This window comes from Bacteroidota bacterium (assembly GCA_017303975.1).
Lineage (GTDB): Bacteria > Bacteroidota > Bacteroidia > JAFLBG01 > JAFLBG01 > JAFLBG01.
Genome location: JAFLBG010000003.1, coordinates 78,255 through 91,613, shown reverse-complemented (window position 1 = coordinate 91,613; position 13,359 = coordinate 78,255). Strand labels below are relative to the sequence as shown.

The 13,359-nt window shown below is 34.6% G+C and carries 10 protein-coding genes; 3 read left to right on the top strand and 7 right to left on the bottom strand.

Going from position 1 to position 13,359, the window contains the following annotated elements; genetic code table 11:
- Positions 1–35: 35 nt before the first annotated feature.
- Positions 36–584, top strand: a complete 549-nt coding sequence (locus tag J0M08_02125; GenBank protein ID MBN8701832.1) for a DUF5606 domain-containing protein — start codon at positions 36–38, stop codon at positions 582–584.
- A 63-nt stretch (positions 585–647) separates the two neighbouring features.
- The gene (locus J0M08_02120) at positions 648–1,160 is read left to right on the top strand and encodes a DinB family protein (GenBank protein ID MBN8701831.1); all 513 of its coding nucleotides are present in this window, start codon (positions 648–650) and stop codon (positions 1,158–1,160) included.
- On the opposite strand, the gene J0M08_02115 is transcribed toward J0M08_02120, so the two are convergent.
- From J0M08_02115 to gldA, 7 genes are all read right to left on the bottom strand, one after another.
- Entirely contained in the window at positions 1,143–1,901 is a 759-nt protein-coding gene (locus tag J0M08_02115; protein ID MBN8701830.1) for a cyclase family protein, read from the bottom strand. The genes J0M08_02120 and J0M08_02115 overlap by 18 nt on opposite strands.
- Positions 1,879–3,036: a radical SAM family heme chaperone HemW gene (gene hemW, locus J0M08_02110; protein ID MBN8701829.1), complete on the bottom strand. Its 1,158-nt coding sequence runs from the start codon at positions 3,034–3,036 to the stop codon at positions 1,879–1,881. Before hemW ends, J0M08_02115 begins: the two co-directional genes overlap by 23 nt.
- Entirely contained in the window at positions 3,036–4,547 is a 1,512-nt protein-coding gene (locus J0M08_02105) for a HAMP domain-containing histidine kinase (GenBank protein ID MBN8701828.1), read from the bottom strand. Before J0M08_02105 ends, hemW begins: the two co-directional genes overlap by 1 nt.
- Before the next feature lie 69 nt (positions 4,548–4,616).
- Complete coding sequence (locus tag J0M08_02100) at positions 4,617–7,193, bottom strand: hypothetical protein (GenBank protein ID MBN8701827.1); 2,577 nt, start codon at positions 7,191–7,193, stop codon at positions 4,617–4,619.
- Between the two features lie 45 nt (positions 7,194–7,238).
- Positions 7,239–8,768, bottom strand: a complete 1,530-nt coding sequence (locus J0M08_02095) for a pseudouridine synthase (GenBank protein MBN8701826.1) — start codon at positions 8,766–8,768, stop codon at positions 7,239–7,241.
- A 144-nt stretch (positions 8,769–8,912) separates the two neighbouring features.
- Positions 8,913–11,399, bottom strand: coding sequence for a bifunctional UDP-N-acetylmuramoyl-tripeptide:D-alanyl-D-alanine ligase/alanine racemase (locus J0M08_02090; protein ID MBN8701825.1), 2,487 nt, complete (start codon positions 11,397–11,399; stop codon positions 8,913–8,915).
- Between the two features lie 10 nt (positions 11,400–11,409).
- On the bottom strand, positions 11,410–12,315 hold the full coding sequence (gldA, locus tag J0M08_02085) for a gliding motility-associated ABC transporter ATP-binding subunit GldA (protein ID MBN8701824.1): 906 nt from the start codon (positions 12,313–12,315) through the stop codon (positions 11,410–11,412).
- 96 nt (positions 12,316–12,411) lie between these two features.
- On the opposite strand from gldA, the gene rsgA reads away from it, so the two are divergent.
- Positions 12,412–13,344: a ribosome small subunit-dependent GTPase A gene (rsgA, locus tag J0M08_02080; GenBank protein MBN8701823.1), complete on the top strand. Its 933-nt coding sequence runs from the start codon at positions 12,412–12,414 to the stop codon at positions 13,342–13,344.
- Positions 13,345–13,359 lie beyond the last annotated feature (15 nt).

Here is a 13,359-nt window from a genome sequence, read left to right as displayed (position 1 = left end):
TATTTTAGAACAAAATTAATATCTAACTTATAATTATGGATTTAAAAGGAATTATATCAATATCAGGAATGAGTGGACTTTTTAAAGTAGTAGCTCAATCTAAAAATGGATTTATAGTAGAGTCGTTGTTGGATAAAAGAAGAATTCCTGCATACTCCAGCTATAAAATAAGTACGATAGAAGAAATTAGCGTTTATTCTACAGGAGATGATGTACCCTTGGCAGAGGTATTAAAAAAAATAATGACTAAAGAAAAAGGTGCTGCTGCAGAAATCAAAGGAGATGATGCTCAAATAAGAAAGTATTTTGAATCGGCCTTTCCTGAGTTTGACAAAGAAAGAGTTCATACATCCGACATCAAAAAAATTATTGGCTGGTATAACATTTTGCAAAAAAATGATTTACTAAAAGATAAAGAAGCTGATAAAAAAGCAGGCGAAGAAACAGACAAAGCTGCTAAAGCACTAGCCGCAGGGAAGGAAGACGCTGTTAAAAAAACAAAGAAAGCGTCTGTTGCAAAAGTAGGTAAAACAAGTGCAGGAAAAGTGAAAGTTGCAGGTGTTAGAAAATCTGGCACTGCTTAAGCTTTAGCATTATTGATACAGTACAGCTTGTCTACCATTTAACTAATCTGTAAAACCATTGTCATGAGTCGTCCGCAAGCTTCCGAGTACCCTACAAGTTACGAGCAGTATATTTCTTTAGTTAACGGAGACAACGTAATTAAAGTTTTGGAAGAGCAAACGCTTTCTATTCGAGCTGTATTATCAAGCGTAGATGAAGATATGGAAGACCATTCCTATGCTCCCGGCAAATGGACAATAAAGGAAGTAATTGGGCACATAATAGATACCGAAAGAGTTGTAGGCTATCGTGTATTGCGCTATGTAAGAGGAGATGAAAGTATTTTGCCCGGATTTGACAGTGATATGTACGTTAAGAATGGAAATTTTTCTAGAAGAAGTTTGTACGATTTAGCGCACGAATTTAGCTATGTAAGAGGCGCTAACATCGCACTTTTTAAAACCTTCGACAATCTTGATTTAGAAAAAAAAGGAACTGCCGATGGTAAGCAAGCTTCAGTAAGAGCTCTATTATACATGATTGCAGGACATACAGAGCACCACATTAAAATTCTACGTTCAAAATACCTTGTCTAATTTATACAAAACAGGTTTTGATGGAGATGCATCGCTCTCAATAGAAGTAATCTGAATATTCAATAAATAAATTCCATCCGGTATATTTTCCGGTACAAAAATCAACTCAGAAATAGTACAGTTTACTCGTGTATTTTGGGGATATTGCCAAAATGCCCTGTGTGCAAGCAATTTTCCTCCATCTACTTCCGCATCAACAGAGGGTAAGTCTATCAACAAATGTTTTATACCGCATTCTACCAAAAATTCGCAAACTTCCGGATGTAAATAAGGCGGATTCGTATTGCTATAATTCTTTGTCAATTTTTCCTTCGTATTTGGAAGTGTTCTAATTACAAGTGCTTCGGGTTGCACAGACCGATTTATTATTTGCTCTATTTGCTTTTTCACAATCACCTTATCTTTTCCAACCTCAATTGGCTCAACAGAAATCAACTGAGCAATAAAAAAATAATTAGTAAGGCATTTATTTATCGTATAGTTTTCCGTGCTAATATGCCCCACGCATTCCGTATGGGTTCCATGGCCATGTGGGTTAATAAATAAATTTTTAAAATTTACCGAACCTCCTTGATTCACATCTCCTACCCAATTGCCCATTACTACTGGCTCAAATTTCGGATTACCTACATACCAGGCTTTAACATTAGCATCTGTATTGCTCAACGACATTGATATATCAAGAGGTTGAGATAAATCAAATTTATATGTATCGTTTTTATACTTGATTGTACTTTCCATTTTCATGTTTTGTAAAAAATAAATCGGAAGCAATTTTATCTGCTATTAATTTTCCGGTTCTTGTTAACGTATAATTATTTTCTTTTACTAGCACGTTCTTTCCTTCTACAAAAGGAGCAATTCCTTCTGCAAAATGGCTCTCATACTCATTGCCAAACTGAGACACAATATAATTTCTATCCACACCCCACATTGTGCGCAACGATGTCATTACATACTCATTAAACAAATCGTTTTTTGCCAATTTTTCCTTTTCAAAATCAAGCTTACCCAAAACAACAGACTTTATATACAAATGATTGTTTGATACATTCCATTGTCTGCTTGTTCCACTATAAGAATGTGCCGATGGCCCTAAGCCTATATATTCTTTGTTCTTCCAATAGTTGCTATTGTGCTTGGAAATAAAACCGGGCCTACAAAAATTAGAAATCTCGTATTGAATTATATTGTTGTGCTCACAAAAATCAAGTAGGTGTATAAATTGAGCGGCAGCCTTTTCGTCCGTTGGCAATTGGGTTAAATTATTTTTTACACGATGCGCTAAAACAGTCTTTGGCTCTACCGTTAAACAATATGCAGATAAATGAGGGATTTGAAATGCTATAAACTTTCTCAAATTTGCATCCCACGTTTGCAAGGTAGAATTCGGCAATCCGTATATCAAATCAATACTGATATTTGTTATTCCTTTATCTTGTGCTTGTTTAATGCAATATTCCGCTTGACTGGCATTATGGGCTCTATGGAGCAATTGCAAATCATTTTCATCAAACGATTGCGTACCAATACTAAGCCGATTAACTCCCACTGCTATCCAATCTCGTAGCTTTTGCTCTGTTACATCATCCGGATTAGCCTCTAGTGTAATTTCGGCAGTAGAGCTAATTTTATATACGTGGTGAAGCGCCTCGATAATTCTAAACAAATGGTCAGAGCTAATAATAGAGGGAGTTCCTCCGCCAAAATAAACTGTTTCAATATTTCTATTTTGAAGATAATCTTTGCGCAAATGAATTTCCTGCACTAACGCCTTTACAAAATCATCTACATAATTAGTTTGTGTGGAAAAATGAAAGTCGCAGTAGATGCACGCTTGCTTACAAAAAGGAATATGAATATAAATTGATGACATTATTTGGCAAGCACAATTCTAAATGTTGTTCCCTTTCCTATTTCAGATGATCTGACAAAAATTTTACCTTGATGATAGTTTTCGATAATTCGCTTACACAGCGAAAGGCCCAAGCCCCACCCTCTTTGTTTAGTAGTATAACCTGGCTCAAAAACTGTCTTATACTTAGAATTTGGCATTCCTTTTCCGGTATCAGAAATGTCTATATACACAAATTGGGTTTGGTCAGAAACTTCAATATAAATAGAACCCTTACCATCCATTGCATCTACGGCATTTCTACATAAATTTTCTATAACCCACTCAAACAATGGTTTATTTATTTTTACTTGCAAATCGTAACTTACATTATTCTTGACCTCAAACAACACATTTTTCGAAGTGCGTTTTTTCATGTAATCAACAGATTCTGACAATACCGCCTCCAAGTTATGCAAATCTAAAACCGGGGTTGAACCTATTTTGGAGAAGCGCTCGGTAATAGTTTCTAGTCGCGACACATCGTTTTGTATTTCATGAATAGTTTCGGCATCCAATCCTTTCAATTTTAAATATTCAACCCATGCTAATAAAGAAGAGAGAGGCGTACCAAGCTGATGTGCCGTTTCCTTGGCCATTCCAACCCAAACTTGATTCTGCTCGGCTTTACGAGCGGTACTAAATAAGGTGTAAGCTATGAAAAGAAACAATCCTATAATTAAAAATTGAAAATAAGGATAGTACTTTAATTGAGTTAGTAAAAAAGAATCGTTGTAGAAAATATAATACCTTTCATTATTACTTAGTTCAATCTCTATTGGTTTATTCTGAGCCTCCATAGATTTTATAGTTGCTTGCAGCTCCGCATTGTCAGAAACAATAGCAGAATCTATATTCCCAAATGCAACAACTTGTATTCTGGTAGAGTCGGTATAAATAACCGGAACAGAGGCCGTATTAATAGCAACTTCCGAGATAAATGATTTAATTAAATCATCTAATACAATTTTCAAGTCATTAAATAAACGTGAATCTCTGTAATACAAATAATTCTTTTGACCTTTGTATATCTCTATTTCTATTGGGGGTTGCAAAGCATTCATTATTGCTATTTCTTGGCGCAAATAATCGGCATTGCTCTGCAATACAGAATCAATATTGCGAGTGGCTATAACAGTGCCTTTGCTATCCGCTAATATTACGGGCACGGTTTCATTGTTCTTTATAACTTCGAAAATAAAACTTAAGTCATCTATTTGCAATGCTGGATTTGCAAGCATTTTAGTGCCTTTCGCCCACAACTCCACTTTTTTCCTTTCCTCCTTCTTAATCTTCTCAAACAATTCGTTCGTATATTTTACTAGACTTGCTTTTTTCTGAATGGCATCTGCCCAAAGTTTCACTTTCTTGCGCTCCTCCTGTGCAATCTTATTCACAAGCGTATTGGTGTAAAATAAAGAGATCGCAACTATGACAATAGCGCTAACAAATAAAATTATTTTCCACTTACGTTTTTTTGAATAAATATTCATTCTTACAACTTTGTTACAATCAATCTAGTTTAAGATACGCAATTTTAGGGGTTCGAAGAGCTAAATAGCTCAAAAATCATCATCCTCATCTTTACCATTCGCATCCTTTTTATCTTCCTTCCAAATTACCTTTATCTTATCCGATTCTTGTTCTTTCTTTTCAGATTTGCTATTATCTTTTCCGAATTCTTCTTTAAAAATTTTCCTTATTTCTTGTTTTTCTTTTTGCATATCTTGCTTTACATAATTAAATGCAGATTTTCTATCGTACTTGATAATTGGATTATCTACCGTGCCCGTCATTAAAACAAACAAACTTATTTTGCCCAATCCATCATCTTCAACTTGACCAAATTCATCGTTTTCTCTCTTTGCCTTCTTTGCTTTCTTCGATAAAATATCATTCAGGTATAACTTAATTTTATAGTCGATACTATTATCGAATCCGTGCATACCACTACACACAATATCAATTGCTGTGGACTTTACATCCATTTTAGGAATTACAATTTTCTCATTTCTGATGTCGATCTGATTTTTCAATGTAAAAAATTTAATATGTTCCAGCTCGGAAAGTTTAATATATTTAGAAAGAGCTCTCAATGGTTCATATTTAATAAGCTCACCTTTATCTATGGTTAAATTACATGTTGTTATTAGCTTATCCCACTTAGGAGTAAAACTTTTATCCCAAAATGCTTGTAAAGAAATATCTGCGGTAGCAATACCTTTAATATTATCTGCGGATAATGTTTGTTGACCAAAATTATCAAACTGATTAAACACTTTCGTGAGATTTACTTTATCTATTGTCGACTCGCACACCAATGAGATATTAGAAACATCCCTTGTATCAAAAAAACCGGTAGCAGAAACTTCTCCATCAGCCGTATTCATTCTTACAGGATGAAAAAACAATTGTTGATTTTTCAAATCGAGCTCGCCCGAAATAGCTGTGGCTTCAAATTTCTTAAAATTAAATTTATTGCATGTAAAACTAATTGAGCCATTCAAATTAGTAGGCAGATAAAAGACAGCCCCACCGGAACTTCCAGAAGAAGTATTGTTCAAATTAATTTTATCAATTTCAACTAATCCACTGAGTTGTATAATTACAGTGGTATCTACAATTGCAGGAATAAGATTCTTCAAAAACCCCTTTGCAGAAAATTTTGTTTTATTAAGTATGCCCGATACAGAGGATACAACTAATTGCTCCGGTTCAATTAAAAAATCTCCGGATAAACTGTCAAGAGACATATCCAACATTTTAAAATCACCCTTTACATTTACTAATCTGCACCTTCCGGAAACTTCGGATGCAGTTTTTCGATGCTTCGGAAAGCTATTGATATCAGCCAATTTACCTTTGTAATATACTAACACACTCAACTGTCCGGAAAAAGACTGAGCAATTGAATCGGGAACAAAAGAAGAAATAGTTTCCAAATCAATTAATCCTTTTAAAAATAAATCCATCTCGGGATTTGCAAAATCGGTAACAATAATACTCCCAGCTATTGGGTTGTTTTTTATGCGACAGGAAAAGGATTGTATTTTAAACTCGCTCGTTATACTCTTCTTATGTTTTTCATACAAAAACTCGGCATCAAAATTTATTTTATCAATAGCAGAATCTACTTTCTTGTGACTTATGCTCCCATTTACAACACTAATCAAACCTTTAATAATAGGCATTTCTGTATCGGAAACGACTCCTTTTATTGTTGTTGAAAATGCTACATTTCCGGCATTAGAATAATCTGAAAACTTCCGAGAAAAATCTTTCGGCACTAATGCGAGCAAGCTAATTAAGTCAAGTTTTTTTCCTGAAATAGAAACATCTATATCGGTATACGTATTTGCGGGGATAATTTTTCCTACTACATCAAACTTCAACTTATCATTTACTACAACGGTAGCGTCTTTAAACAAAACATCGGATTCGCTAATTTTTAAAACTGCTCCTAAATCAATGTTTTTTGCAGATACATAGCTTGTCTTTTTTAACGTGAAATTATTGACAAGAAAACTGCCATTGATTTTTAAATCGAATATTTTCTCTTTAAAATTCCCAGAAAGAGTGTTGTGTTCAATATAAGAATCTAACTTGAAATCACTTTTAAAATCAGTATGAGTAATGCGTATTTTTTCAAATACCATTGATTTCACATCAAACGAAACAGCTGAAGACTCTTTAACACTGAGCGAATCTGTTGTTTTTAAAAAATGAAAATTATCACTTCCATCTCGAAATATTTTTGTGTGGCAATACCCGTCTGAAACCTTAATACTTTTGATATTGTATTTTTTTTTAAATACATCAATAATATTAAATTCGAAACCCACAAAACCCAACGAAAACAAGGTATCCACCTTTGCGTTTTCATTCTTCACATTAGAGCTAGGTACTTCTAATGCCTTAACATTTCTAAACTCAAGAGCTGCATTAGGAAAAGATCTTAGGAAGGTAAAATTTATATTTTCAGGCTCTATAAAAACAGGAGTAAGCAAATAATTATTAAGTTCCTTTATTGCATATTGCTTTATTTCTTTTTCGTATAAAAACCCAAGCGCAACAACGCTAAAAAGAAAAACGAGTAACAACCCAAAACACCAAGCAAGTATTTTCAAAAACCTTCTCATAATCTGTATTTACAAGCTAATTCATTAAACGAGCAATTACAGTATTTATTTTACTACACGTAAATCCTTTGCTTTGGGCGTCATTTTCAAAAAAGAAATCTCTTTATCGGAAAGCAACCTGCAGCGACCTTTTGGAAGATCTTTCTTTGTTAATCCTGCAAAAAATACTCTGTCTAATTTCACAACATCGTATCCTAAATGCTCAAATATTCTTCGCACAATTCTATTTCTTCCGGAGTGTATTTCAATACCAATTTCTTTCTTGCTACCTGCATCTTGCACATAAGTTATGCTATCAACCTTTATAGGTCCATCTTCTAACTCAAAGCCTTCTACAATTTTATCAAAATCTTCTTGTCTTAAATTCTTGTCTAATGACACTTGATATATTTTACGAGCTCCAAATTTAGGGTGCGTAAGTTGTTGCGTAAGCTCTCCATCATTGGTAAGAAGCAACAAGCCGGTGGTATTTCTATCTAATCTGCCCACAGGATAAACCCTTTGAGAGCAAATATTACCAAGCAACTGCAATACGGTTCTTCTTCCTTCCGGATCATCTAATGTGGTGATATAATCTTTTGGCTTGTTTAACAAGACATACGCCATTCTCTCTGGCTTAATGGGCTCTCCATTCATTCTTACCACATCTCCATGATTAACTTTATAGCCAAGCTCGGTTATTGTTTTACCGTTAATCGTAATAACACCGGAAGTAATTAAGCTATCCGCCTCTCTACGAGAGCAAATCCCACTATTGGCAATGTATTTGTTAAGTCTTGTTAATCCAACTGCTAAAGGAGCATTAAAATCTCTTTCTCTAGAATCAAAGTCACGAGAACCTCTTTCTCGATAATCTTGCTTTTCATCTCTAAACCTAGATTTACCTCTCGACTCAAACTCTTTGTCTCGCTTGGGCTTAACAAACTTTTTCTTTTTGAAAATATCAAAATTACCTGCCCCTTCTTTTTTAAATTTCACAGGCTCTTTCGAATCTTTCCTTTTTTTTCTATCGTCTTTAAAACCTCTCGAAGATGCTGATTTTCGGTCGTTGTCGTATCTAGAAGGGCGCTCTTCATCCGATTTAAATCTTGATCTTTTATCAAAACCGGTGCTTCTGTCGTCTTCCTTATTAAATCTAGGCTTTCTGTCGCTACTTTCTTTCCTGTCAATGCGAGTCGGTCTTTCATCATCCGATTTGAATCTTGGCTTCCTATCGGAATACGAATCTTTTCTATCCTCTCTATTGAATCGTGTTCCTCTGTCGCTACTTTCCTTTCTGTCAAAGCGAGACGGCCTTTCATCGTTCGATTTGAACCTTGGCTTCTTATCAGAATATGAATCCTTTCTTTCCTCCCTCTTGAATCGTGTTCCTCTGTCACTACTTTCTTTTCTATCAAAGCGAGAAGAGCGCTTATCGTCTCTTTTAAAATCTGATGTTCGTTTATCGCCTCGCTCAAATTTTCTCTTTGATGCTGCTCCATCGTTTTTAGAAAATCTAGAACTACTTCTATCTGATTTTTTAAAATCTTTTTTATCTCTGCTAAAATTTGGTCGAGCAGGCTTTCCTCTTTTCATATCTATGTATTTTTATTGTCATTCAGCATCGCCATTTTATCTTCGCAACTGTTTATGCGTTTTGCTAATAGCTATTTCACAACACTGTTATTTACATAAAGATACTAAAACCCTAAAGAAAACAACGTTTATAAGCAGAGTAGATTATTCTTGGAAATAAATCCGCTTTACACGTGCAGATATACTCGTAAGCACCTCATAAGGAATTGTGTCCATTTGCTGAGCCAATTCAAGAATAGAATTTTTCCCATCAAATATAATTACCTCATCGCCCTCGTTAGCAGCAATATCAGTAACATCAACCATTGTCATATCCATACAAACCCTACCCACAATAGGTGCAGGTTTATGATTTATATAAACCCGCCCTACTCCATTGCTAAGTTTTCGGCTCAATCCATCTGCATAACCAATTGGAATAGTGGCTGTTTTCATTTCTTTTTCAGCAATAAAACTTCTTCCATAACCCACGCTATCTCCTTTTGCTATTGTTTTTATTTGCGATATTGTTGTTTTAAGAGAACTAACGTTTGTCAAAAATTTCTTTTCCTCATCAGTTTGAGGAATGCCATACAAACCAATACCCAAACGCACCATATTAAATTGTGCATCCGGAAATCTTGATATACCAGAAGAGTTCAAAATATGTTTATCAAAACTGTACGAAAAATGTTTTTCGATTTGAGCCGCTAACTCTTGAAGTTTCTTTATTTGCATTCTGGTAAAATCATCAAAACGACTATCATCGCTGGCTGCCAAATGAGAAAAAACACTTTTAACAACTAAGCTCTTATTGTTTTTCAATCGCACTATTAGTTCATTCAACTCTTTCTCCTCAAAACCTAATCGATGCATTCCCGTATCCAGCTTAATATGCACAGGGTGTTGAGAGGTAGAACCTCCGGTTTCAAAATGATATTTCTTAATTGCATCTTCGAACAAATTAAGTACTCTAAAGCTAAATATCTCAGGCTCTAATTTATACTCTATCATTGCATTGTAACTCTGCTCCTCAGGATTCATAACCATTAAAGGCAATGTGATTCCTGCTTTTCTTAATTCTATCCCCTCGTCTGCATACGCTACCGCCAAATAATCAACACCATTGTGTTGGAGTGTGTTTGCAATTTCAAAGCTACCGCTTCCGTAAGAGGAAGCCTTTACCATTGCCATTAATTTTGTGCCTTTTTGAATTTTACTTTTGTAAAAATTTAAATTATGAATAAGCGCATTCAAATTAATTTCTAAAACAGTTTCATGTGCCTTCTGTTGCAACATTTTACTTATTTGTTCGAAACCAAATGCACGAGCCCCTTTCAAAAGAATAGTCTCTTTATAAAAGGTATTTAACGGAAACTTTTGAATAAATTCTTGAGTAGTTTGAAAAAAATATTTTTCTATTTTAAATACATCAAACTGCTTACTTATGGAGGGCCCAATACCAATAATACGGGTAACTCCCTTTTGGTGTATTAAATCGGCAACCTCTTTATACAAGGCACTTTCACTCTTTCCAGTTTGTAGGATATCCGACAAAACAACTGTTCTTTTTGCATACTGCTTTTGTTGATTCAAAAAGTCAAGCGCAATTGCCAAAGAACCTATATCAGAATTATAACTATCATTTATAATCGAGCAATCATTAATTCCCTCCTTTAACTCTAATCGCATTGCTACTGGCGCTAAATGCTTTATACGATTTGCAATAAGTGCGTTATCATATTTCAAATACAATAACAATGCCCAGCAATGAATAGCATTTTCGATAGAGGCATCATCAATAAAAGGAATTGTTATAGAAATAAAATTATTATTGTATATCCCTTGAATATCTGTCTCATGAAGCTTTTTAGAAATTCGACCTATTTGCAAATTAGCCTTACTTTTTTTTGACCATGAAAAAATATTGGCATTTGAAAAATGTTCATTTTTCACAATTGCTTCGTGAATAGCAGCATAATCTCTGCAGTAGATAAGGATTTCAGCATTTTCAAACAAAAGTATTTTTTCTTCTATCTTTTGTTCCAACGAATCGAAATTCTCGGCATGTGCTTGACCAATATTGGTAAATATACCAATAGAAGGTTTTACGATAGCCTCTAAGTTTTTCATCTCATTTGGCTTCGAAATTCCGGCTTCAAAAATCCCCAGCTCATGTTCTTCTGTTATTTGCCATAAAGATAGAGGCACCCCTACCTGCGAATTGTAACTCTTAGGGCTTCGCACAATATGTTTGTCCTCCTTCAAGAGCTGGTAAATCCATTCTTTCACAATAGTCTTGCCATTGCTTCCGGTAATACCAATAAGCGGAAAGTTAAACTTAGCTCTATGTGTACCGGCTAACTTTTGCAGTGCGGTTAATGTATTTTGTACACAAATAAAATTACAGGCTACTCCCGAATAATTGTCGGGCACTTTCCTTACAACAAAATTCCGAACGCCTAAATCAATAAGAGATGGAATAAATGTATGACCATCGTTCCGATCTCCTTCAATAGCAAAAAAAAGTGTCTCGGCAGGGTTTATAAGTTGCCTGCTATCAATAAGAATAGCGCTAATCTTAACATCCGAAAAACGTAGAGAGCTGTCCGGCAATAAAATTTTAGCAATATCATTAATCGAATACTCCATTTAATTTTTACTATTTAGTTAACTGCTTAAACACATCCTCCAACCGTTGCTCTTCCTTTGTAATAGTTAACACAGTTAATTCATTCTGAACCGCAAACTGAAACAATAAGGGTCTAATATCAATACTATCAGCCGACTCCAACACCCAAATGGTTGACGACTTTGCTTCTACGCGCTGCACACCTTTAATAGAAAGCAACTTAGTCTTCTCTACTGCTTTATCAAATTCAACGGTAACAATAATTTTACTATCCACCCCTTGTTGAATGTCTTGCGTTGGTTTATCAGCAACAATGTTTCCTTTGTTGATTATAATTACTCGATGGCACATTGCTTCTACCTCTTGCATTATATGAGTAGATAGCATTATTGTTTTGGTTTTCCCAATCTCAATTATCAATTTCCGTATTTCTGCTAGCTGGTTAGGATCTAAGCCGGTAGTAGGCTCGTCAAGAATCAAAACCTTGGGATTGTGAATTAATGCCTGCGCTAATCCCACGCGTTGCTTATATCCTTTAGATAAAGAACCAATTTTTTTATTTTGTTCTAACGACAACCCTGTAAGGTTTATGATATCGGCTATACGCTCTTTTCTATTCTTTAATTTGTGTAACCCGGAAACAAAATCTAAGTATTCCTTTACATACATATCGTAGTACAGCGGATTGTGCTCAGGCAAATACCCAATGTTTGCTCTAACATTTAAACTATCTTTCTCTACATCAAACCCATAAACACTTGCAGAGCCGCTACTAGGAGGAATAAATCCTGTTAAAATTTTCATCATAGTAGATTTACCTGCACCATTAGGACCAAGAAAACCAACAATCTCACCCTCTTTTATGGTAAACGACACATTATCTAGAGCTTTTTGTGCTCCGTACAATTTGGTAATATTCTTAGCTTCTACAGACATTATTGCGTATTAAAGAAAATTAAAACTTAGTATTTGTTTCTACTTTGTTTGGAATACATTAATTTACACAAAAAAACTATAATACTCTTTGAGTAAATGCGAGGAATTGTAATTAAATCGACCGGCAGTTGGTACACCGTTTTAACAGAAAATGGTGCAAAAATAGAGTGTAGATTAAAAGGTAAATTCAGAATAGAAGGCATGAAAGCGACCAATCCTATTGCCGTAGGCGATTCTGTAGAAATAAAAAAAGAACCTGATTTAGATGTTGCTATTATAGACACAATTCACGAAAGAAAAAATTACATTATTCGTAAATCAACCAATCTATCAAAACAAACGCATATAATAGCGGCTAATATTGACCAAGCATTTGTAATGGCAACATTGGCTATGCCTCGTACATCAACCGGATTTATTGACAGATTCTTACTTACTGCCGAAGCCTATGCTATTCCTGCAAATATAATTTTCAATAAAATAGATTTGTACGATGAAGCAGGCATGAGTGAATTACAAACACTCAAAAACATCTATGAAAAAATTGGATACAAGTGCTACTTTACATCTACAACAAACATGCATGGCATTGCAGAACTAAAAGATGTGATGAAAGGAAAAACAAACCTAATTGCAGGACACTCTGGGGTTGGCAAATCGAGTTTAATAAATTGTTTAGACACTTCATTACATCTAAAAACAGGCAATCTATCAGAAGCTCACGACAAAGGCATGCATACTACTACGTTTGCAGAAATGTTTATACTAGACCATAACACATTTTTAATAGACACTCCTGGAATAAAAGAGTTTGGAGTTGTCGACCTCGAAAAAAATCAGCTATCACACTATTTTCCTGAAATTTTTAGAACTTCAAATAATTGCAAATTTAATTCTTGCTTACATGTAAATGAGCCCGGATGTGCTGTAACAAAGGCAATAGAGCAAGGAGAGATTGCTCTTTTTAGATATAGCACCTACTTATCAATATTAAGTGGGGATGAATTAAAAAAAGAATACGAGCAATAAGTATATTTGTAACAC